The following is a 22,461-nucleotide window of genomic DNA, read 5'->3' as shown; positions in this document are numbered from 1 at the left end:
ACTCCTTCGGAAGGGACGGCGGGGCTCAGACCCACGCCTCGAGACGTTCGCGGACGACCTTCCCGGTGACGTTCCTCGGGATCTGGTCGAGCTCGATGTACCGGAAGACCTTCGGCACCTTGTAGCCGGCGAGTTCGCGGCGGCACGCCGCCTCGAGGTCGCCGGTCTCCACCGGCCGGTCGGTCGCGACGAACGCGACGGGGATCTCGCCCCACCGCGGATCGGGCCTGCGGACGACGACGACCTCCACGACGCCCGGGCAGGCCATCAGCACCCGCTCGATCTCGGCGGGGTAGACGTTCTCGCCACCGCTCTTGATCAGGTACTTGGTGCGGCCGACGAAGTGGAGGAACCCGTCCTCGTCGGCGCGCAGCAGGTCGCCCGTGCGGTACCAGCCGTCCACCAGCGACGCGTTGGTCGCCTCCTCGTCGTGGAGGTAGCAGGTGAAGAGCGTCGGACCGCTGACCAGCATCTCGCCGGGCTCGCCGAGTTCGGCGTCGGTGCCGTCCGCGCGGACCAGCCGGTGGTTCGCCAGCGCGGTGAACCGCTTGCCCAGGTGGTCCGGATAGGTGCCCGGCGCGATGCTGCCGTAGGTGAGCGGGCCGGCCTCGGTCATGCCGTAGGAGTTGTAGTACGAGGTGCCCAGCAGGCTGGTCAGCTCGCGGACCTGCTCCGGCGGGACGAGGTCCGCCATGGCGCCCACCAGGCGGATCGGCTTCACCGGCCGGTCGTCCTGGCGGAGCCGTTCGATGAGGGTGCCGATGGCCCCCGGCATCATCACGAACCAGCCGAGCCGGACCTGGTGCAGGTACTCGTTGATCGCCTCGACGTCGAAGCCGTCGACCACGATGTACCGGCTGCCCAGGACGGCGCAGACGAAGATGTAGTCGGCCGACACGAGATGGAACATCGGCGCCCAGGCGAGGTGGGCGTCGTCGGCGCCCAGACGCATGTCCGAGGCCGCGAAGGCGGCCCGGGCGATCATCGCCCGGTGCGATATCGCCGCGGCCTTCGGCCGTCCGGTCGTTCCGCTCGTGCAGATGATCGTGACGAGGTCCTCGGCGTCGACGTCGGCCGTCGGCTCGTCCGCGGCGAACGGGTCGACGAACCGCTCGTAGAAGTCGCTCTCGCCCCGGGGGGAGACGGGCTCGACCGGCCGCTGCGTGGCGGTGACCAGGTGGCGGTAGGCCGGCTGGGCGAAGACCAGTCGCGGCCGGCACAGCTCCACCGCGTAGGCGACCTCGTCCTCGCTCTGACGCCAGTTCAGCACCGCGAGCGCCGCGCCGAGTTTGGCCACGGCGTGCTGCAGCAGGACGTGCTCGACGGAGTTGCTGCCGAGGACCGCGACGGTGTCGCCGCGGCGTACGCCCGCTTCGGCCAGTCCGCTGGCCAGCCGGTTCGTGATCGCGTGCAGTTCGGCGTAGCTGTACTCCCGCCCCTGGGCGGTGAGCGCCGGGCGGTGCGGATTCGTCTTCGCCTGGTTGCGCATGACATCGGCCAGGGTCAGCCGCGGTGCGGTGCGCCGGCCGGTCGGCGGTGCGGTCAGAGATTCGACGGACATGGTCTGCCTCCTGGTTACTGAGCGCTCATTTAGCTAACTTATGGCGCAGGAGTTTGAGCCGTCAAGGACTCGTGAGGGCGGTCTTCGCCCGGTGGTCCGGACGGCTTTTCAGCCCGCTCGTGAGGAGTCATCGCATGTCACGCAAGGTCGCCGTCGCAGGGGTCGGTTACACCGGTCTGAGCCGCGACTCCGGACGTTCCGTCCTCGAACTGGCCGCCGAGGCCGCCCTGAACGCCTGCGCCGACGCGGGGCTTCCTCCGTCGGCGGTCGACGGCATCGCCAGCTTCATGGTGAGCAACGACTCCGAGCCGTGCGGGTCGCTCGCGACGGCGCTCGGCCTCCCCGGACTGCGCTACGTCATGGACGCCAACGGAGCCGGCCAGTCGCCCTGCCACCTGGTCGGGAACGCCACGATGGCGATCGCGACCGGCGCCGCCGACCACGTCCTCGTCTTCCGGGCGCTCAACGGGCGCTCCGGGATACGGGTCGGCGCCTCCCGCTTCGCCGGGAAGTCCGCGCCGTACCGCTACCCGATCGGCTACAACGCCTACATGATGTACATCGCGATGTGGGCACGCCGGTTCCTGCACGAGACCGGCCAGGGCGAGCAGGACCTCGCCGCCGTCGCGGTGGCCCAGCGGGCGTACGCCGAGCTGAACGACCGCGCCGTCCTGCGCGCGCCGTTGAGCTACGACGACTACTTCGCCTCACGGCGGGTCGTCGATCCGTTCCGGCTGCCCGACTGCACGACCGAGGTCGACGGCGCCTGCGCGGTGCTCCTCACCAGCCTCGACCGGGCCCGTGACCTCCGCAGGCCTCCGGCGGTCGTCGCCGCGCACGCCTACCGGGCCGGCGCGCGCCCTGGCCTCGACATCGGGAACCACACCATGGTCGAGGACCACACCCGCAACTTCACGGCCCTGCTGCGCGAGGACCTGTACGCGTCGGCCGGCATCGGCGCGGGCGACGTCGACTTCGCCCAGATCTACGACTGCTTCACCAGCACGGTCCTGATGGGCCTGGAGGGGCTCGGCCTGTGCGGGCGCGGCGAGTCCGGGGACTTCGTGCGCTCGGGGGCCACGGGCCCCGGCGGCTCCCTGCCGGTCAACACCAACGGCGGTCTGCTCAGCGAGGGGTACGTCCACGGTATGAACACCGTCGCCGAGGCGGTCCTCCAGATCCAGGGCCGCGGTGGTGAGCGCCAGTCGGCGCGCCACGACGTCGGGGTGGTGACGTCGGGCGCGCTGATCGACGGTTCCGCCCTGGTGCTGACCAGCGACAGGTGAGAGTCAGCCGACGCGGGACCGGCTGGTCGGTCCCGCGTCGTACGTCGCGGCGGTGAGGCCGGCGGCACGCAGGTCGCTCTTGCGGACCTTGGCGGTCTGGGTGCGCGGCAACTCGTCGAGGAACTGGAGGTAGCGCGGCACCGCGAAGTACGGCAACCGCCCCCGGCACCAGGCCAGCACGTCCTCCGGCGCCACGGCGGGCGCGTCCTCGCGCAGGACGACGGAGACCATGACCTCGTCCTCGCCGAGCTCGGAGGGGATGCCGTACGCCGCCGCGTCACGCACCGACGGGTGCGACACCACCACCTGCTCCACCTCGTAGGAGGAGATGTTCTCCCCCGAGCGGCGCATCGAGTCCTTCGCCCGGTCCAGGAAGTAGAACCATCCGTCCTCGTCGCGCCGCATGAGGTCGCCGGTGTGGAACCACAGGTTGCGCCACGCCTCGACGGTCGCCTCCGGCATGCCGTAGTACCCGAGCTGGGTGGCGAACGGCTGCCGCGGCCGTACGACGAGTTCACCGGGCCGGCCGTCCTCCACCGGTGCGTCCCATGCGTCGACGAGCCGGCACTCCCAGCCCGGCAGGGGGCGTCCGCACGCCTCGGGCCGTCGCTGGCCGTCGGGGATCCCGAGCGGCACGCCGACGTCCGTCGAGCCGTAGAGCTGGGTGCTCTCGAACCCGAACCTCCCCTCGAACTCCTCGATGTGGCCGACCGGTGGCGGGATCACGAGCGCCTTGCGCAGCCGGTGGTCGCGCTCCTCGTCACCGGGTTCGCGTTTCCACAGCAGCGCTCCCATCGAGCCCAGCATGTTCGTCACGGTGGCGCCGGACTTCCTGATCGCGGGCCAGAACCCGGAGGCGCTGAAGCGCGGTGCGACCACGAGCCTCGCCCGGACGATCAGGGCGGGCAGGAAGGAGGTGCACAGGCCGTTGGCGTGGAAGAGCGGCAGACAGGTGAAGAGGACGTCGGAGGAGGTGTGGCCCATGACGGCCATCGCGCTCTCCGCCTTGCCCATGGCCATGCGGTGGGACCACATCACTCCCTTCGAGGGCCCGGTGGTCCCGGAGGTGAACATGATGCTCGCGAACGTCGACGGGAGGGCCTCCTGCGGCGCCGGCTCCCCGGCGCCGGCCAGAAACGCACCGGTCGTCAAGGCACCGGTCGTCACAGCGCCGGCCGTCACAGCACCGGTCGTCACAGCACCGGCCGTGCTTCCGGCCGGGGCCTGGGATACCTCCAGCACCTGGGGCGCGTGCTCCAGGTCCGCCGCGACGACGGCGATGTCGGGCAGGAACTCCCGCTCCGCGACCACGAGCACCGGGCCGGAGAGACGGAGCATGTGATGCAGGACGCTGCCGCGCATCGCCGTGTTGAGCGGCACCGACACCAGGCCGGCGATGGCCGTGCCGAGCCACCAGGCGAGGAAGTCGATCCGGTTGCCGATCACCAGGGCGACCCGGTCGCCGGGAGCATGGCCCGCGCGCTGCAGGCCGAAGGCCACGGCCTTCGCCCGCTCGTACAGCTCACCGGCCGTGTACGCGCGGTCGTCGAGGAACTCGACGAGGACATGTTCCGGTGCCTCCGCGGCGAGCCGCCGGAGCACGAGGTGAGGCACGTACTCGGTCATGGCCGGTCCTCTCCGGGTGGTGCGGCCGGCTCGAAGGCCAGCCGGGTGAACTCGGGCAGGTCCTCGAAGACGGCCCGGACGGCCATGCCCGGCTCGATCCGGTCGAACGGGGCGCCGAGGAAGCGTCCGTTGACGCGGGGCCCCTCGTCCAGGTCGACGTCCAGGACCGCGTAGGGCACGTCGGCCTCGAAGGCCGGGTGGAACGCGTGGTGGGCCACGAACCAGGAATGCACCCGGCCGGTACCGGCCGCCTCGCGCAGCTCCACGTGGTCCTCTCCGGCACCGCACTCGGGACAGCCGGGCATCGGCGGGAAGAACCACTGCCCACAGACGTGGCAGAACGGGACGCGCAGCCGGTGCTCACGCAGCCCCTCCCAGAAGGGCGCCGAGTCGGGGCTCGGCACCGGTGCGGGAACGTTGACGGTCATGGGTCACCTGTCCTTCGTCAGGACGATCGCGGAACCGGAGAGGTAGGCCCCCGAGGAGACGACGGCGACGTCGTTCTTCGGCACCTGGCGCTCACCACCCAGCCCCTGCATCTGCCACACGGCCTCGGTGACCGTGTTCATGCCGTGCACATAGCCCTCCGCCAGGAGGCCGCCGTGGGTGTTGGTCGGCAGCTTCCCGCCCGGCGAGGTGTGGCCCTCGCGCGCGAACGTGCCCGCCGTCCCGGGGGCGCACAGTCCGAGCCCCTCCATGTTGAGGGCGAGCGCGCCGGTGAAGCAGTCGTAGACCTCCGCGTAGTCGACGTCCTCGGGGCCCAGCCCGGCGCGCTTCCAGAGGGGGCCCGCGAGGTGGCCGGAGAAGTTGCGGAGGTAGTCGTCGTACCGGAGCGAGCTGCCCATGTCGAGGTCGAAGCCGTGCGTGGCCCAGGCGGCGCTGCTGATGACCGCCGGGGTGAGGGCGAGGTCCCTGGCTCGCTCCACCGAGGTCACCAGCACGGCCGCCGCCCCGTCGACCTCGGTCGTGCAGTCGGGCAGCCGGAAGGGCTCGGCGACCGGGCGGGACGCGAGGTAGCCCTCCTCGGTCAGCGGCTCCCGGAGCACGGCGCGCGGATTGCGCTCCGCCCATCGGCGCTGGGCGATCGCGATGGCGCCGAAGTCGAGCTCGGTCGCCCCGGTCTCGATCATGTAGCGCCGCGCCCACATGGCCGCGACCTGGGGGTAGGCGACGAAGCCGAGCGGATAGCGGAACTCCGTGCCGCCGCCGACGGCCGCACGCTGGCCGATCCGCACGCCCGACCGGCCGTTCATGGCCCGGAAGACGAGCACGTTCTTGGCGAATCCGCAGGCCACGGCCATCGCGGCGTGCGCGACCATGTGCGCCGCCGACTGGCCGCCCTGGGCGAAGTCCATGACGTAGCTGAGGTCTCGCGCCCCGATGACCGCGCCCAGCGCCTCGGCCTGGACCGAGTCGTCGTACATGCTGTACTGCACGACCCCGTCGACCGCGGTGGGCTCCAGACCAGCGGCCGAGCAGGCGGCGAGAGCGGCCTCGCGGGCGAGGGAGAGCACGCTGCGGCCGGACCGCCGGGTCAGCTCGGTCATGCCGGCCCCGGCGATCGCGGTCCGTCCCGCGAACGGGTCCATCACACACCTCCGGTCAAGGTCAGGCCGCCGTCGACGGTGATGACCTCACCGGTGATCCACGCGGCGTCCCGTGACAGGAGGAAGGCGATCGCTGCGGCGACGTCCTCGGGCTCGCCGAGGCGCTGCATCGGGTACCGGGCGGTGACCGCGTCGTCCTGGCCGGCGAACAGCGGCGCGGCGAAGCGCGTCCGGACGACGGCGGGGGCGACCGCGTTGACCCGGATCCGCGGGGAGAGCTCGAGCGCCAGCTGCCGGGTGAGGTGCATCAGCGCGGCCTTGCTGGCGCCGTACACGCCGATCCGGTCGGCCGGCTTGAGACCCGCCACGGACGCGACGTTGACGATCGCGCCGTCGCGTTCGGCGAGCCCCGCCGCCACCGCGTGGCGGGCCCAGCCGATCGCGGCGAGCACGTTGGTGTTGAGGATCCCCGCCGCCGTCTCCAGGGGCGTGTCGACGATCCGGTGGAACGCCGGGTTGACGCCGGTGTTGTTCACCAGCAGGTCCAGCGAGCCGAAGCGCCGCACCACCGCGTCGACCGTGGCCCGCTGGTGCTCGGTGTCGTCGGCCGGGCCGGCCATCCACATGGCCACGTCCGGGCCGCCCAGTTCCTGGACGGCGTCGGCCAGCGCGGGCTCCTTGCGTCCGGTGAGGCAGACGCGGCCGCCCTCCCGCACGATGCGCCGGGCGGTCGCGAGGCCGATGCCGCGGCTGGCGCCGGTCACGACGGCCACCCGGCCCTGGAAGCGGCCGGTGCCGGGGTTCAGGGGCACGCTCATGCTGCCATCTCCTCGAAGCGAAGCTCGGTCCATTCCGGATGGTCGACGTACGCCGCCACCACGGCGAGGTCGAAGGCGGGCGAGTCGACGTCGTCCATCCGGCCGACGACCCGCACGCCCTCCTCCAGGTCGACCGTCACCAGCGCGTAGGGCACCTCGGCCGCGAACTCCGGCCGGAACGCCTGCCGGACGACGATCCAGGAGTAGATCCGTCCCCGCCCGGACAGCTCCCGCCAGCGGTGCTCCGGCGCGACGCAGTACGGGCAGCGGGACATGGCCGGGAAGCGGACCCGCTCGCAGGCGTCGCAGCTCTGCAGCCGCAGGCGGTGCTCGCGCAGCGCGTCCCAGAACGGCGCGCTGTCACGATCTCGCTCGGGCACCGGCAGCGGTGGCGCGGTCGACGGGATGGCTGATGGGGACACGCTCGACTCCTCACAGATGTAACGGGGCTCCTGCTTGCTCGCTCGCTCGACCGGTCAGGCCACGGAGACACCTCCGTTCACGCTCAGCACCTGGCCCGTCGTGCGCCCCGAACGCTCGTCGCACAGGAACGCGATCGCCTCGGCGACATCGGTGGGGCTCGCCACACCGAGGCGCGCCGCCCGCGCGGCACGGGCGAACAGTTCGGCACTGAAGCCGTCGGCCGTCACCCGCGCGGTCGTCGGAGTGCCCGAGACGAGGGAAGGGGTGACCACGTTGACGCGCACGCCGTCACGTCGGCCCTCCAGCGCGGCGACCCGGCTGAACATCACGATGCCCGCCATCGCCGCGCCGATGACCGACTCGCCGGGGGTCGGCACCTTGGCCGCGTCCGAGGCCACGTTCACGATCGCCCCGCCGCCCCGGGCCCGCATGTGCTCCAGGGCGATTCCGGTGATGTGCAGGGGCGGCAGCGCGAAGCCGGTGAGGGTCGCGGCGAAGCTCGTCACCGGCGTGCGGTGGACCAGGTCGAGCACGATGGAGGTCGGTACCGTCGAGGTGACGGCGAAGTCGAGCGGTCCGATCGCGGCGACGGCCTCGTCGACCGCGCGCCGCGCCTCGCCGGGATCGGCGGCGTCGGCCCGCACGAAGTGCGCGTCGAGGCGGCCTTCGAGGCTCGCGACCGCGGCGCGACCGCGATCGGCGTCGCGCCCCACCAGGACCACGGCTCCCAGCCCCGCGCCGGCGAGCACCCGCGCGGTCTCCAGGCCGATGCCCGACGTACCGCCGACGATCAGGGCGGTGCCCGACCGGATCCGGGGGACGTGGTGCGCCGTGTCCACGGTCAGCACCGCCCGTCGGCGCCGGGGCCCACGGCGCGCGCGTAGTGGCCGTCGACGTCGGCCAGTTCCACCCAGACGCCTTCGGCGCCGGCCAGCACCGCCCCGGTGTCGGCCGACCGCATCTCGCCGCGCATCACACGCCTGCGCTCCCCGGCGAGCGTGCCGTGCGCGGTGACGACGACCCGGCTGCCGATCGGCACCGGCCGCCGGTAGCGCACGGTGAGTTCCGACGTCACCGCCCACGAGCCGAGCGCGGTGGCGGCGTAGCCGAGGAACTCGTCGAAGACCCACGCCGTCCAGCCGCCGTGCGCCACCCTCCGGCCGACCGCGTCCTCGGGGACGACGAACTCGCCCCGGACGCTTCCGTCGGGCAGGATCCGGAGGTCGTCGACTCCGATCCGGCACGCCCCGCGGACCTCACACCGCTCGCACAGTTCGACGTCGCGCACGAGGTCGCCCTCGGCCCTCATCGCCGTCATCCTTCGCTCCCTCCGTCCGGGGAACCGTCACAGTCCGAGGTCACGGCCGATGAGTTCCTTCATGATCTCGTTGGTGCCGGCCCAGATGCGTGTCACGCGGGCGTCGCGCCAGGCACGGGCGACGCGGTACTCGTTCATGTAGCCGTAGCCGCCGTAGATCTGTACGCAGTGGTCGAGGACGGCGTTCTGCACCTCGGACGTCCAGTACTTGGCCTTGGCCGCGTCGACGGCGCCGAGGGTTCCCGCCACGTGTGCGGCGACGCACTTGTCGACGTACGCCTCGGCGACCTCGATCCGGGTGGTCAGTTCGGCGAGCAGGAACTTGTTGTGCTGGTGCTGTCCGATCGGCCTGCCGAAGGCGTGCCGCTCCTTGGCGTACTCCACGGTCTCGCCCAGGATCTGCTTCGCGTGGGCGGTGTTCGACACGGCGGCGCCCAGGCGCTCCTGCGGCAGGTTCCGCATCATGTGCACGAAGCCGTGGTCGAGTTCGCCGACGATCTCGGCGTCGGTGACCCGGACGTTGTCGAAGAAAATCTCGGCCGTGTCGGACTCGCCCTGCCCCACCTTGTCGAGCTTGTGGCCCCGGCTGAATCCCTCGGTGGTCGCCTCGATCCCGAACAGGGTGATCCCCCGGGCGCCCTTCGACGGGTCGGTGCGCACCGCCGTCAGCACCAGGTCGCACGAACCGCCGTTGGTGATGAAGGTCTTCGACCCGTTGATCACCCACGTGTCGCCGTCACGGACCGCCGTCGTCCTCAGCGCCGCCAGATCGGAACCCCCGCTCGGCTCGGTCATGCCGATCGCCGCGACGATCTCGCCGGACGCCATGCCCGGCAGCCAGCGCCGCTTCTGCTCCTCGGTGCCCAGGCGGGCGATGTACGGCGCCACGATGTCCGCGTGGATGCCCCAGCAGGAGGGCAGTGCCCCGTTCACCTTGGCGAACTCCTCGGTGACGACGGCGTTGAAGCGGTAGTCGCCGGCACCGAGACCGCCGTACTCCACGGGTATCTCGACGCCGAGCAGGCCCTGCCGTCCGGCCTCCAGCCAGAAGGAGCGGGGAATCGCCTTGTCCCGCGCGTGGGCCTCCAGCTCGGGCTGGACGGTGCGGGTCACGAACTCCCGGACCGAGGAGCGGAACAGCTCGTGGTCCTCCTCGTAGACGTCTCGCTTCACTTCGCACTCCCCACGAAGGTTGCCAGGACCTGTTCGTTGCCGAGCACCTCGGCCACCGCGCCGGAAGCGACCACGGATCCGCCCACGAGGGCGACCACCGAGTCGGCCAGGGCGGACACGAACTCGATGTCGTGATCGACCACGACCGTCGAGCAGTTCGTCCGCGCGGTCCACGCCCGGATCAGCTCGAGGATGTGGCGCCGGTCGTCCGTCGAGACGCCGGAGGTCGGCTCGTCGAGCAGGAGGAGCCGCGGCGACGAGACCATCGCGCGGAGCAGGTCCGCGACCTTGCGGACGCCGTACGGGCAGGCGCTGAGCAGCCGGTCCCGGTACGCCGCCAGGTCGAACTCCGCGATGATCTGCGAGGCCCGCTGCCGGGCCTCCGCCTCGGCTCGGCGCGAGGAGGGCAGCCCGAGGACCGCCGCGAGGCCCCGCGCCCGCCACACCGGTTCGAGTCCGAGCAGGACGTTCTCGAGCACCGTCAGGTCCTCCATCCGTCCGATGGACTGGAAGGACCTGCCGACCCCGCTCGCGGCGACGCGGGCCGGACTCCGGCCGGCCATGTCGATCCCGTCGAGACGTACGCTCCCGGCGCTGGGCCGGTAGTAGCCGGAGACGACGTTGAGCAGGCTGCTCTTGCCGGAGCCGTTGGCTCCGAGCAGGCCGAGGGTCCGTGCCGGCTCCACCGCGAGGCTCACCCCGCGCAGGATCAGCACGTCCGACAGCTTCAGCACCACTGCGTCGACCCGGAGGCGGTCGCTTTCCGCGACGTGTGCGACGTGTTGCATGGGATTGTCCTTCCTGAGCTAGAGACGCTGGGCCGAACCGGCGCCCAGGAGGCCGAAGGGCCGCACGATGAGCACGCCGAGCAGGACCACGAACGCCAGGACGTTGACCCACTGGCCGCCGAGGAAGTAGCCGCACAGGGTCAGCAGGGTGGCCATGATCACCGAGCCGAGGATGGAGCCGGGGATGCTGTTGAGCCCTCCCAGGACCGCGGCCGGGAACGCGAGCAGCAGGATGTCCGCCAGGGCGAGCGACACCGAGGTGGTCTCCGCGTACATCACTCCCGCCAGCGCCGCGCCGCCGCCGGCGATCGCCCAGGCGAGGCCCGCGAGGCGGTGCACCTTGATCCCGCTGTACGCCGCGAGTTCCTCGTTGGCGGCCAGGGCCCGCATCCTCAGGCCGGACAGGGTCCGGCTGAGGAAGAAGGTGAGTCCCACGGCGAGCACGACGGCGGTGCAGGCGTCGACGACGACGCTCCAGCGCACATGGGCCGCTCCGAGCGCGAACCAGGCGTCGGTGGAGTTCGGCACCGCGCGGGTGTCGGTGCCCCATGCCAGGACGATGATCTGGGTCAGCAGGATCGCCAGCATGAAACTCGTCACGACCTTGCGGAACTCGTCCCCACCCGTCAGCCGCCGGATCAGCACGTGGTACGAGATCCAGGAGACGACGCCGACCACGAGGGCCGCGATCGCCAGTCTCAGCGGGTACGAACCGATCTTCACGCTGGACATCACGTAGGCGCCCAGCATGACCAGCTGACCGTGACTGAAGTTCAGCACCCCGGTCGAGCGGTAGAGGAGCACCAGCCCCGTGTTGACGAGGCAGTAGATCGCGGCGAGCAGGATGCTGGCGCTCGCCAGATTGACGGTGGTGGTGATCGACATCGTTCAGTCTCCAGCCTGGCGAGCAGCAGCGAGGGGGGTCATCCGTGGCTCGCGCCGGCGAGCTCGAAGCTTCCCTTGACCGTGGTCGGGGCCTTCTTCTTCGCGTCCCAGGTGCGGAAGGCGACGGTGGTCGGGCCGGCGTGGCCGGCCGCGTCGAAGACGACCGGGCCGAAGGCGAATCCGTCGAGGTCGGAATCGAAGGCGTTGACGGTCTTGAGGAACGTGTCCGCCGGGCACGGGTAGCCGCACTTCTCCAGCACTTCCACGACCATCCGTCCCTGGGCGTAACCCTCGGGGACCATCACCGTCGCGGGGTCGCCGCCCGCCTTCGTCACGGCGTCGGCGTACGCCTTCGAGCCTGCGGCGTCACCGTCGGCGTCGAACGGCGCCGAGGCGACGTAGTGCTCCAGGCCGAGGTCCGCGACCGCGCGGAGCACCGAGGCGCCGCTGCCGAACGAGTAGTTGACGACCGGCGTCCTCGGATCCAGACCGGACGCCTGGAGGCTCTTGGCCATGTTGATGAGGTCGGTCTCGGCGGCGGTGACGAGGACCGCGTCGGGCTCCGAGGCGGTGATCGCCTGCATCGCCGCGCTGTAGCTCGCGGAGCCGACCGCCGCGGTCTGCTCGGTGACGATGTCGAAGCCCTGCGCCTTCGCGTACGGCTCGACCGCCGACCTCCAGCTCTCGCCCGCCGGACTCGAGTAGGAGAAGAGCGCCAGCTTCGGCTCGGCGGGGAGCCGGCCGTCGGCGGTGAGGCTCTTCAGGTAGTCCACTCCGCCGGTGCCCTGGGCGTTGATGCTGGCGTTGGTCGAGAACACGACGGGGTTGACCGGGTCCAGGAGGTCGCCCGGAGCACCGGCGGCCAGCATGGCGACCTTGGACTGCTGCGCGAAGTTCACGACGCCGGGGATCGAGGTGCTGGACGTGAAGCCGGTGACCGCGCTCACCTCGTAGCGGTCGACGAGTTCGCGGAACGCCGCGACGCCCTTGGCCGCGTCCGAGGCGTCGTCCCGTACGACGAGTTCGATCTTGTGACCGTTGACGCCGCCGGCGTCGTTCGCCGCCGCGATCGCGGCCTTGATGCCGACCAGCTGCGGGGCCGACACCGAGCGCACCGGGCCCGACTGGTCGACCACCACGCCGACCTGGTACGGGCCCTTCGCGGAGCCACCGGATCCGTCGCCGCAGCCCGCCAGCACCGCGACGAGCGCCAGGCCCAGAACGCCGCTGGTGAGCGGACGGCCACCGGGACGTGCCGAGGAGGACTTCATCTGGACTTCCTTCGTGAGAGGTTGGGCTTCGTGAGAGGTTGGGTTGAGGTCACTGCGTGACGCCTTGGGCCCGCGGGCCGTCGGGCTGCGGAACCGTCGCGGCCGCGACGAGCTCGTCGAGCCCGAGGAATCTGTTCTCGATGAACTCGAGAAGCTCGTCGGACGGCTCGCCGGAGCGGACGGGCCGGCCGTTCTCGAGGAGGACGAGGGTGTCCGCGAGACGCATCGCCAGGCTCGGGTTCTGCTCGGCGAGGACGATGCCGCCCGGCACCTGCGACCTGATGCGCCCGAGCACCGGCTCGAGCATGGCGATCGCGGCCGGGGACAGTCCCAGGGTCGGCTCGTCGATGAGCAGGAGATGGGGCAGCCGGGCGACGGCGGCGGCGAGTGCGAGCTGCTGCCGTTCGCCGCCGCTGAGCAGTCCGGCCCGCCGGTCGAGTTTGTCCCCGAGCGCGGGGAACGACTCCAGCAGCGTGGCCATGGCCGGCGCCTCGGCCCCGGTCCGCCGGGCCCGGGCCGTCCCGGCGGCGATCGCCTCCCGGAGGTGCTCCCGCACCGTGAGTTCCGCGAAGACCTTGTCCTCCGCCGGGATCAGCGCGACACCGAGGTCGCTGCGCTCGCTGATGGACAGCGGACGGAGGTCGGTCTCCTCGCCGTCGTGGCGGAGGCGGACCTGACCGGACACGACGCGGCCGCCCGACTGCTCCGGGTAACCGGCCAGCGCGTGGAGCAGGCTGGACTTCCCGGCGCCGTTGCGCCCGACGACCGCGGTCGTCGCACCCGCCGCGACGGTCAGTGTGACGTCGTCCAGGGCGGTCTCGCCGGCCGCGTAGGAGGCGGAGACCCCGACCAGCTCGGTCCGTGACACCTCTTCCGGCGTACCGGTCGGGGACGCCTTCGCCGGGGTACCGGTCGGGGCCTGGGGGGACGGCGCCGCCGCGGTGTCCTTGCGCGTCCGCCGCGGCCGCGTGCGACGGGCTCTCAGCAGCACGGCCGTCCCGATCAGCGCGAAGACGATGGACTCGACCGAGCCCAGGTTGCGCGACATCCAGCTGTCGGTGGTCGCCGCGCCGCCGAACAGCGAGTTCATGAACGTGGGCACCAGCGTCACGACGGCCGCGCCGGCCACCGCTCCGAGCGGACGGCCGAGTCCGCCGAGGACGATCATGACGATGAAGTTGAAGCTCATCTGGAGCGTGTAGGCCGTGTAGGAAACGGTGCTGAGGTGGTAGGCGAGCAGCGCGCCGGCGAGGAACTGGACCGCCGTCGTGAGCGCGAACGCCAGGGCGACCGACGACCCGACCCGGACTCCGGTCACGGAGGCCGCCGCCTCGTGGTCCCGGATCGCGATCCAGGCGCGGCCGTGGCGGGTCCGGCGGATGTAGGTGAAGTACTCGTACACCCCGAAGGTCAGCAGGGCGACGACGAGGAACCACGCCGAGCCGTCGGTGAGCGCGTACCCGAACAGCTGCGGCGGATCGACGAAGTAGCCGCCGAGGACCGCTTGGCGGCTCTGGACGATGTTGCCCAGATCCACCACCAGGTAGAAGACCGCGAGGGTGCTCAGCAGGAGGTAGAGGCCCGACAGCCGGCGGGCCGGGAGGGACGCCGCGAGTCCGAACACCGCTCCCACGAGGGTGACGACGACGAGGGTGGCCGGGAACGGGACCGCCATCCGGCCGGCGACGAACACGGTGCAGTAGCCGCCCGCGAGCAGGGAGCCCGCGGTCATCAGCGAGGGACGTCCCACCCATCCCATCAGCACCGTCAGCGAGATCGCCGCGATCCCGTAGATGAGCGCCGTCACCACGACCTGCTGCTGGTAGTCCCCGAGCGCGACCGCCCCGACCGCCGTCAGGGCGGCGGCGACACCGGCCCGTAGCGCCAGGCGCGCCGAGACGAGGCGTCGGGCACGCCCGAGAACGTCGTACGACCTCCGCACGGGTGCAGGAAGCCCGCTGCCGCTACTCCGCATCTCTCCACCTTCAGCCGTTTCCGCTGTGTCAGCGGGCACATTATGAGCGCTCAGTAACCTGGTCAATGGTGTGCGCAGGGAAAAGATGAGCGCTCACTCACCGGGTACGATCGGTCCATGCCGGACGAGCGAAGCGAAGACGGAGCGACTGTGGACGACACCCGGAACGACCTGCCGGCGACGGCGAAGCGCCTCCTCGAGGGCGCGACCAAATGCTTCGCCGCCAGCGGGTACCAGGCCACGACGACACGCGACATCTGCAACCACGCGGGACTCAGCCCCGGCTCGCTGTACGTGCACTTCAAGAGCAAGGAGCACCTGCTCCACGAGCTGATCCGCAGCGCGCACAGCGAGCTCCTCACCGCCCTTGAGGCCCTCCCCGAGCCGACCGCCGAGTCCGCCCTGGAAGTGGTGACCGAGCAGATCCGGACGGTGACGCACTGGCACGTCGACAACCACCTGCTGGCACGCGTCGCACAGACCGAGCTGCCCAACCTCAGCCAGGAGCACTCCCAGAGCGTGCGGGAGCAACGCGCCGCCATCCAGGCGGTGTTGACCGCTCCTGTCGTCACCGGCTGCGAGGCCGGGGTGTTCCGGTGCGCGGACCCCCGGCTGTTCGTGCGCGCGGTGCTGTCCCTGGGCGTCGACGTGATCCGCTGGTACACCCCGAGCGGGCGCTACACCGGCGCCGATCTCGCCCAGAGCAACGTCGACATCCTGAGCGCCTACCTGCTGCACCGGACCGGCTGAGAAGCCGCCGCCTGCCGATCATCCCGCCGGGCAGGACGAGTTGAGGGCCCAGCACGGTGCGGCCCCCTGCCCGGCGACGGCACCCCCCGTGGCGTCACCGCCCTTCATCGGTGGCGGCGCGTGCGCCCCGCAAACCGCTCCCCCGCGGATCCTGATACCGCGACCGGATGCGTCCGGACCTGCCGGCGCCCACCCCCCGGCCTGCGGATACCGCCCGGCGGACGGCGTCCGGACCTCGTCCGGGCCTTGTCCATACGTTCGGCTTTGGCCCATTCCCCGGCGTCGTCCGGCACCGGCCAAGGCGGCTGAATCAAAAGCCCTCATCCCCGATTCGGCCCGGATCACATATTCTCCGGTCTCCGACGGCAAGCCCTTCCGCCGGCAACGCCCAGAATTTGGACGGGCATTGTGCGTTTCCTTGGCGCGCCATATGATCGCCGAAACGCAGCGGATCAGACAGTAATGCTGCGACACGGTTCGAGATCGTCGTCGAGGGGAGGGGCCATGACCGTGAACCTGACAGGCGCATCGGCGCGACTCCTCCGCCGCGCGAGCCGGAGGCCGGCGCGCGGCGTCGTGGCGCCTCCGACCGGCCCCGTGTGTACGACCGTGCCGCGACTTCTCTGTTGTCGCCCGGTCGATGTCACCTCGGCGTAACCGCCCTCGGTCGACGCGCTGAGCGCGCGCCTCTCCACAGTCTCCGCACCTCTCAAGCGGCGCACGCCTGCGCCCGGGAATCACGGGATCACCATGCCTGCGCCTGTCATTCGCACAGCCGGCCGAGCTGAACTCGAATCATATGGACATCGCCGTCCATTGTTTCGCGGCACATACTGTCCGCCTTTCCGCGGCACGCGTTGTCAGCCGACGCACTGACCATTCCCTGCGTAATTCATTCCGTTGGATTCATTCCGTTGGCGCGGACACGAACATCACGGAGCCGACGGCCGCGCAGCCGCGCGCCCGTGGCGGTCGCCGTCCGGCACTGCGGCATGCCCTCGTCGCCCCGGTGCTCTCCGTGCGGCGGCCCGCGACACATCACCGATACAGGAGCAGTGACATGACCCGTGGACGAACAAGGCCGATCGCAACCGTCGCGACCCTCGCGGCCGCGGCGCTGGTGCTGTCGGGCTGCGGCTCGTCGGATCCGGGAGCCGCCACGGACGGGGAAGGGGGACTTCCCACCGTGAAGGTCGCCGGCGGCCTGAGCGACCCGACCGAGGAGGGCGTGATCAAGTACGTGGCCGATCACGTCGCCGCCGACTACGGAATCAGGATCGAGATCACGCCGGTGGACGACGGCAACTCGCTCATCAAGGAGCTCAACGACTCGGACAGCGTGGACGCGGCCGTCCTCGGCTACAAGCCGTGGATCGACGGTCTGAACAAGAGCGAGGGATACCACGTCGAGGCGGTGGCGCCGCTCTTCAGCCAGCACTGGGTCTTCTACTCGAAGAAGTACGAGTCGCTGGAGGACCTTCCTCGTGACGCCAGCGTCGCGTACCGGGGTGACGCCCCCTTCTACACCGGGCAGATCCTGACGTCCCTCGACGAACTCGGCGTCATCGGTCTGCGCGCGAACCCCGACCCCCTGACCGTCTCGACGGACGACATCACGTCCAACCCGAAGCACCTCGATTTCGTCAGCGTCCAGTCCGCCGCGCGAGCACTGGACGACGTGGACCTGGCGGCGAGTCAGTCGACGGAGTTCGCGCTCGCCGACATCCCGGCCAAGTACAAGATCGCTCAGGTCGAGAACCAGGATCTCTTCGCCAAGCAGCTGGCCGTGCGGGCCGACCGCGTCGACGACCCGGACATCCAGAAGGTGATCGAGGCGTTCAAGGACCCGCGCGTCGGCAAGTGGGCCACGGAGAACTTCGGGGACCTCGTCTCGGCCGTCGACGGCACCAGTTCCTGAGCGGCGTTCCACCGGGGAGCCGAGCGCACATGGGCATCGAGAGCTGAGGGACATGACTGGGACGAAGCAACGGGGTCGCCGCGAGGAGAGACCCGGGGAACCCCTCGCCGAGCGGCGGGGCAAGGAGGTCCTGCGCCACGACGGGGTGGCGGAGGTGTCGGAACTGGTCCGGGAACTGCTCGGCCGGCCGGCCGGCGAGTGGCACAGGGACACACTGGTCGCCCGGTTGACCGCCGCCGGCGCGTTCGGCCTGACGGCGGACGGCGACCCCGGCTCGGAGGTGCGGGCGGACGCCGTGGTGCGGGTGACGCTGCTGGTCGCGCGGCTGTCGCCCTCGATCGCCCAGGTGGTGCAGACGCACTACTCGGCCCTGGCCGCGCTCGCGCGCTACGTGCGGCTCGACGGCTCGCGGCCGGCGGAGCTGCCCCGTGGCCGCTACGTGCAACTCCAGTCCGAGCCCACCGGGGTGACCGGCTCCACCGTGAGCTCCACGATCCGGCGGACCCCGGACGGACTGCGCCTCGACGGCGTCAAGGACTACGCGACGGGCATCCCGTGGGCGCAGTGGCTGAACACCGGAGCGATCCTCGACGGCCGGAAGGTCCAGGTCCTCCTGCCTCGTTCGGCGGCGGGCCTCTCGGTCCGGCCGACCTGGTCGGTGTTCGGCCAGCAGGACACGGAGAGCAACCGCGTCGAACTGGTGGACGTGCCCGTCGACCCGGATCTCGTCTTCGTCCCGGACGGCGTACCGCAGTCACCCATCACGAAACTGGCCCACGCGGCCATCGACATCGGTATCGGCGAAGCGGCCCTGGACGCCTTCAGGTCGTTCCTGCTGCACGACGGGCGGATTCGGCACGGTGCGGCGAGCGCCGGAGTCGATGGCATCCTCGACGACCCCTACATCCGCCGCCAGTTCGGCCACGGGGTGGTCGAACTGGCGGCGCTGCGCGCCCGGCTCCTCGAGCTCGCCGCGGCGATCGGCGGCACACGTCCGGTCGAGCCGGTCGAGCCGGTCGAGCCGGTCGAGCCGGTCGGCGAAGACGGCCAGGACGCCGAACGTGACGCCGATCTGGAGGCGCAGATCCGCGCGTTCGCCGCCTACACGGGCGAGGCCGCGGTGAAGCTGACGTCCGAACTCTTCAGCAACGCGGGCGGGCGTGCCGCGCACCTGGAGCGCCGACTGGACGCCTTCTGGCGGGACGCACGCGTCCACACCCTGCTGAATCCGAGGGACTGGAGCCTTTCCGAACTGGGCCGGCGGTTCCTGAGCGAGAGGTCCTCCGATGACCGGGACACCTGAGCCGCTTCGCCTCGGCCTCTTCCTGCGCCCCTTCGGCCACCACGTCGGCGCCGCGGCCGTCGGGGACGTGCGGAAGTACCCGAGCCAAGTGGCGATGTACGCGGACTACGCACGGCGGGCCGAGTCGGCCCACTTCGAGTTCGTGTTCCTCGCGGACAGTCTGCTCCACACGTCGCGCCCCAAGGGCGACTTCGTCCCGCAGGTCGAACCGTTCACGGCGCTGAGCGCGATCGCGGCGCTGACCTCCCGGATCGGGCTGGTCGGGACGGTCTCGACGACCTACAACGCGCCGTACCACATCGCGAGGCGGCTCGCGGCGCTGGACCATCTGTCCGGCGGGCGCGCGGGCTGGAACGTCGTGACGTCGCGGCACGACGCCGAGGCCCGGAACTTCGGCCTGCGGGATCATCCCGATCACGTCGAGCGGTACGCCAGGGCGTCCGAGGCGATCGAGGTCGTCAGGCAGCTGTGGGACAGCTGGGAGGAGGACGCGTTCTCGCTCGACCGGCCCTACGGCGAACGGTTCGTCCCCGGCAAGGTGCGGCCGGTCGAGTTCGCCGGGAAGCACTTCACCGTCGCCGGTCCGCTCGATCTGCCGCGTCCGCCCCAGGGAGCGCCGCTGATCGTCCAGGCGGGCGGCTCGGCCGACGGTGTGGCGCTCGGTTCCGGGCAGGCCGACGTCGTGTTCACCGCGCAGAGCGATCCGGGCGAGGGGATCGACTACCGGCAACGCATCCGGGAGGCCGCCCGGCTCGCGGGGCGTCCACGGCCACCGCTCGTCGTTCCGGGTCTCTACGTCCTCCTCGGCTCCTCCGAGGAGGAGGTGCGCCGGCGCTCCGACCGGCTCGCCGAGTTCATCGACTACGGTGCGGAGCTGGAACGCCTCTCCCTGCAGCACGGGCTGTCGCTCTCCGAGGAGGATCTGGACCGGCCCGTCAGCGCGGTGGAGGAGATCCTGGTCCCCACCGGCAAGGGGAGCCTCTGGCTCCAGGCCGCCCAGGTCAGGAACGCGCTGCGCCGGGGGTTCACCCTGCGCGAGTACGTGCGCGACAACGCGGAGCGCTCCTCGCACCTGCCGCTCGCCGGAACCCCTGAACAGGTGGCCGCGGGGATCATCGCACTGCGGCGGCGTGGATTCGCCGACGGGCTGAACATCAAACCGGCCGTGATGGACGTCGACCTGCCCGCGTTCGTCGACGAGGTGGTGCCGATCCTCAGACGCGCCGGCGTCCGCCCGGCGGGCTACGAGGGAACGACGTTGCGCGAGAACCTGGGTGTCGCCGTGGGCCCCGCCGTGTCGCACGGCCGCCGGACCGCAGATGCCACCCACGCCGCCCACGCCGCCGACGCCGCCGACGCCGCCGACGCCACCGATGCCGCCGATCGGAGTGATGACAGGTGATCCAGTTGATGTCGGCCGGAAAGACGTACTATCCGCGCGGGCGCTCCCCCGTCGTCGCGCTGAAGCCCACGACGCTGGACATTCCGGCCGGCGAGGTGACGGCGATCCTCGGCGAGAGCGGTGCCGGGAAGACCACGGTCGGGCGGCTCGTCAACGGTTTGACGCGGCCGACGACCGGATCGGTCTCCATCGACGGCGTGGACATCTCACGGCTCCCGCACAAGAAGCTGATCGACGCCACGCGGAAGATCGGTGTCATCTTCCAGGGATCGGCGCTCCTGTCCCGGCGAACGGCTCTGGAGAACGTGGAGCTTCCGCTCCAGATCTCCGGGGCCGGGCGGGCAGCACGGCGTGCGCGCGCCAGGGAACTCCTCGCGCGGGTCGGGCTGGAGGAGAAGGCCGGCGCCTACCCGTCACAGCTCTCGGGCGGGCAGAAGCAGCGGGTCGCGATCGCGCGCGCCCTGTCGGCCCGCCCCGACTACCTGCTCGCCGACGAGGCCACCTCGGGGCTCGACTCGGAGACGACCAGGTCGATCCTGCGGCTTCTTCGCGAACTGCGGGACGATCTGCGGCTGACCGTCGTCCTCATCACCCACGAGATGGACGTGGTCCGGGAACTCGCGGACCGGGCGGTCCTGTTCGAGGGCGGGGCGTTGGTCGAGCAGGCGGCCGTGAGCGATGCCGCGCGAACGCCGGACTCCCGGCTCGGCCGTCTCGTCCTTCCTCCCGTCAACATCGCGCCGGCACCACCCGGCACCACGACGTGGGAGGTCGGCTACGCACGGGAGGTGGCCCTGGACTGGCTGCCGGAACTGTCGGCACGCCTGGACGCGCGCATTCCCCTCCTCGGCGGGATCTCGGAGGTCATCAACGGCCACCCGGTCAGCAGGCTCTACCTCGCGATCCCCTCCGGTCTGCCGGCCCAGGCCGTCGCCGGGGCCGGGGAGGCCCTCGGCCTGGTCCTGCTACCTCGCGGTGGCGACGCCCCGGCCGACTCCCGGAAGGTGACACTCGCGCGATGATCCTGGCTCAGAACACCTCGCTGCAGGACGCCTTGACGCTGTTCTGGCCGGCCTTGCTGCAGACCTTCCAGATGGCCGCCATCGTGCTCGCCCTCACCACGGTGATCGGCGTCCCCTTCGCCACCTACCTCTTCAACGTCTCCCCCTTCGGCCTCTTTCCCCGGTACCACGTCTACACGGTGCTGAGCTGGCTCGTCAGCCTGGGAAGGTCGGTGCCCTTCCTGGTGCTCATGGCGGCGATCGTTCCGTACACACGGGCTCTGATGGGCACCGGCATCGGCGTGCGCGGTGCGATCGTTCCGCTGACGCTGGGTGCCCTGCCGGTGGTGGTACGCCTGGTCGAGTCCGCGCTCAGGAGCGTCCCGCCCGAGATCTCGGAGGTCGCCCAGGTGTCCGGTGCGTCGCGTCTGCGGACGATCCTGGTCGTGCAGTGGCCCGAGGCCGTCCCCGCCATCATGACGAGTTCGACGATCGCGGTCATCGGCGTCTTCGAACTCATCGCCGTCGCGGGGGTGATCGGAGCCGGCGGCATCGGGTACCTCGCCATCTCCTTCGGATACAACCGGTTCGACAACACCGTCATGCTGGTGACGGTCGTGGGACTGGCGGCGATCGCCATCACCATTCAGCTGGTGGGGGACGTCTTCGCGCGGATCCTGCGGAAGTAGTCCGGGCCGCGAGGGTGTGAACGGCGCGAAAGTCCGTTCACACTCTCGCGCCCCCTGGCCTATCCTGCGCCCGTCAAGGCATTACGGCGACGCGACGGGGGCGGCGGTGGGCACGGTTACCTACGACAAGGATCTGGCCACACGGCTGGCACGGCGGGCCGTGACCGAGGCGGCTCCGCACGAGCTGGCCCAGTTCGACATCACGGCGGCGGCCTTCCACGCCGCGCCCGAGGAGCGGCGCGTCGGCGGCGCCGTCCACCGCGGCGATCCCCTGGCCCTCGGGCTGGAGACGGCGGCCGCCATGCTCGGCACGGTCGCCCTGGCCGCCTCCGTCCAGGTCCTCACGCACCTGGGCCAGCAGGCGGCGGACCACGTGACCGACACCGCCCGCCGCGGACTGCTCAGACGCTTCGGCCGCCGCCGCCGGACCGAGGGGGCGGAGCCGCCGCGCGCGCTGGAGAGCCGCGACCCGCTCACGGCGGAGCAGCTCGCCGAACTGCGCCGGGTCGCCCGCGACACGGCGTTGCGCCGCCAGGTTCCGGAGGCGGAGGCGCGGGCGATCGCCGACGGCATCGTCGCCGAACTGGCCACCGCCACGGCGGGCGAGGCCGCGGGCCGCGCGCCCGACGGTCCCGCACCGGAACCGGAGGGCCCGTCCGAAGACGCGTCGTGACGGCGCCGCCGCCCCTGCCCCGGCCCCGTGAGACGGGCCGGTGGCTCCTGGCCC

Annotated in this window: 21 protein-coding genes; 8 read left to right on the top strand and 13 right to left on the bottom strand. The window is 71.3% G+C overall.

Translation table 11 applies throughout. The annotated features are described in order from the left end of the window. Positions 1-25: 25 nt before the first annotated feature. A complete protein-coding gene (locus tag GBN72_RS15395) occupies positions 26-1,561 on the bottom strand; it encodes a class I adenylate-forming enzyme family protein (RefSeq protein ID WP_151772360.1) in 1,536 nt (511 codons plus the stop codon). A gap of 134 nt (positions 1,562-1,695) precedes the next feature. On the opposite strand from GBN72_RS15395, the gene GBN72_RS15390 reads away from it, so the two are divergent. After that, positions 1,696-2,847 carry a thiolase C-terminal domain-containing protein gene (locus GBN72_RS15390; protein WP_151772359.1) on the top strand — a complete coding sequence of 384 codons (1,152 nt, stop codon included), beginning with the start codon at positions 1,696-1,698 and terminating at the stop codon, positions 2,845-2,847. 3 nt (positions 2,848-2,850) lie between these two features. Here GBN72_RS15390 and GBN72_RS15385 read toward each other — a convergent pair whose 3' ends face one another. The 12 genes from GBN72_RS15385 to GBN72_RS15330 are packed head-to-tail and all read right to left on the bottom strand — an operon-like array spanning position 2,851 to position 14,638. Further along, positions 2,851-4,473, bottom strand: coding sequence for an AMP-binding protein (locus tag GBN72_RS15385; RefSeq protein WP_151772358.1), 1,623 nt, complete (start codon positions 4,471-4,473; stop codon positions 2,851-2,853). Then, complete coding sequence (locus tag GBN72_RS15380; RefSeq protein WP_151772357.1) at positions 4,470-4,901, bottom strand: Zn-ribbon domain-containing OB-fold protein; 432 nt, start codon at positions 4,899-4,901, stop codon at positions 4,470-4,472. The genes GBN72_RS15385 and GBN72_RS15380 overlap by 4 nt, the downstream gene beginning before the upstream one ends. 3 nt (positions 4,902-4,904) lie before the next feature. Further along, the gene (locus GBN72_RS15375; protein ID WP_151772356.1) at positions 4,905-6,062 is read right to left on the bottom strand and encodes a thiolase C-terminal domain-containing protein; all 1,158 of its coding nucleotides are present in this window, start codon (positions 6,060-6,062) and stop codon (positions 4,905-4,907) included. Continuing rightward, the gene (locus tag GBN72_RS15370; RefSeq protein WP_151772355.1) at positions 6,062-6,838 is read right to left on the bottom strand and encodes an SDR family oxidoreductase; all 777 of its coding nucleotides are present in this window, start codon (positions 6,836-6,838) and stop codon (positions 6,062-6,064) included. The genes GBN72_RS15375 and GBN72_RS15370 overlap by 1 nt, the downstream gene beginning before the upstream one ends. Beyond that, positions 6,835-7,260, bottom strand: coding sequence for a Zn-ribbon domain-containing OB-fold protein (locus tag GBN72_RS15365; protein WP_151772354.1), 426 nt, complete (start codon positions 7,258-7,260; stop codon positions 6,835-6,837). Before GBN72_RS15365 ends, GBN72_RS15370 begins: the two co-directional genes overlap by 4 nt. 54 nt (positions 7,261-7,314) lie before the next feature. Beyond that, the gene (locus GBN72_RS15360) at positions 7,315-8,100 is read right to left on the bottom strand and encodes an SDR family NAD(P)-dependent oxidoreductase (RefSeq protein WP_151772353.1); all 786 of its coding nucleotides are present in this window, start codon (positions 8,098-8,100) and stop codon (positions 7,315-7,317) included. Between the two features lie 2 nt (positions 8,101-8,102). Then, positions 8,103-8,579, bottom strand: a complete 477-nt coding sequence (locus GBN72_RS15355; protein ID WP_151772352.1) for a PaaI family thioesterase — start codon at positions 8,577-8,579, stop codon at positions 8,103-8,105. Positions 8,580-8,606: 27 nt separating this feature from the next. Continuing rightward, the gene (locus tag GBN72_RS15350) at positions 8,607-9,752 is read right to left on the bottom strand and encodes an acyl-CoA dehydrogenase family protein (protein WP_151772351.1); all 1,146 of its coding nucleotides are present in this window, start codon (positions 9,750-9,752) and stop codon (positions 8,607-8,609) included. Next, positions 9,749-10,540: an ABC transporter ATP-binding protein gene (locus GBN72_RS15345; protein WP_151772350.1), complete on the bottom strand. Its 792-nt coding sequence runs from the start codon at positions 10,538-10,540 to the stop codon at positions 9,749-9,751. Before GBN72_RS15345 ends, GBN72_RS15350 begins: the two co-directional genes overlap by 4 nt. A gap of 18 nt (positions 10,541-10,558) precedes the next feature. Next, the gene (locus GBN72_RS15340; protein ID WP_151772349.1) at positions 10,559-11,425 is read right to left on the bottom strand and encodes a branched-chain amino acid ABC transporter permease; all 867 of its coding nucleotides are present in this window, start codon (positions 11,423-11,425) and stop codon (positions 10,559-10,561) included. 38 nt (positions 11,426-11,463) lie between these two features. Next, positions 11,464-12,696, bottom strand: a complete 1,233-nt coding sequence (locus GBN72_RS15335; protein ID WP_151772348.1) for an ABC transporter substrate-binding protein — start codon at positions 12,694-12,696, stop codon at positions 11,464-11,466. A 49-nt stretch (positions 12,697-12,745) separates the two neighbouring features. After that, entirely contained in the window at positions 12,746-14,638 is a 1,893-nt protein-coding gene (locus GBN72_RS15330; RefSeq protein ID WP_164540651.1) for an ABC transporter permease subunit, read from the bottom strand. A 150-nt stretch (positions 14,639-14,788) separates the two neighbouring features. Between GBN72_RS15330 and GBN72_RS15325 the strand changes: the two genes are divergently transcribed. The 7 genes from GBN72_RS15325 to GBN72_RS15295 all read left to right on the top strand — a co-directional run bounded on the left by GBN72_RS15325 (position 14,789) and on the right by GBN72_RS15295 (position 22,407). Beyond that, a complete protein-coding gene (locus GBN72_RS15325; RefSeq protein WP_151772346.1) occupies positions 14,789-15,421 on the top strand; it encodes a TetR/AcrR family transcriptional regulator in 633 nt (210 codons plus the stop codon). 1,060 nt (positions 15,422-16,481) lie between these two features. Then, a complete protein-coding gene (locus tag GBN72_RS15320; RefSeq protein ID WP_164540649.1) occupies positions 16,482-17,339 on the top strand; it encodes a MetQ/NlpA family ABC transporter substrate-binding protein in 858 nt (285 codons plus the stop codon). Positions 17,340-17,391: 52 nt separating this feature from the next. Further along, a complete protein-coding gene (locus tag GBN72_RS15315; protein ID WP_151772344.1) occupies positions 17,392-18,642 on the top strand; it encodes an acyl-CoA dehydrogenase in 1,251 nt (416 codons plus the stop codon). Continuing rightward, complete coding sequence (locus GBN72_RS15310; protein WP_151772343.1) at positions 18,626-20,044, top strand: NtaA/DmoA family FMN-dependent monooxygenase; 1,419 nt, start codon at positions 18,626-18,628, stop codon at positions 20,042-20,044. The genes GBN72_RS15315 and GBN72_RS15310 overlap by 17 nt, the downstream gene beginning before the upstream one ends. Further along, positions 20,041-21,066 (top strand): methionine ABC transporter ATP-binding protein, encoded by a 1,026-nt coding sequence (locus tag GBN72_RS15305; protein ID WP_218042054.1) that lies wholly within the window; start codon positions 20,041-20,043, stop codon positions 21,064-21,066. The genes GBN72_RS15310 and GBN72_RS15305 overlap by 4 nt, the downstream gene beginning before the upstream one ends. Continuing rightward, a complete protein-coding gene (locus GBN72_RS15300) occupies positions 21,063-21,734 on the top strand; it encodes a methionine ABC transporter permease (protein ID WP_151772342.1) in 672 nt (223 codons plus the stop codon). Before GBN72_RS15305 ends, GBN72_RS15300 begins: the two co-directional genes overlap by 4 nt. Before the next feature lie 106 nt (positions 21,735-21,840). Next, positions 21,841-22,407, top strand: coding sequence for a hypothetical protein (locus GBN72_RS15295; protein ID WP_151772341.1), 567 nt, complete (start codon positions 21,841-21,843; stop codon positions 22,405-22,407). Positions 22,408-22,461: the final 54 nt, after the last annotated feature.

Source organism: Streptomyces abyssomicinicus (assembly GCF_008974245.1).
Lineage (GTDB): Bacteria > Actinomycetota > Actinomycetes > Streptomycetales > Streptomycetaceae > Streptomyces > Streptomyces abyssomicinicus.
Note: the sequence above shows the minus strand (reverse complement) of the source record. Positions and strands in the feature narration are given on the sequence as shown.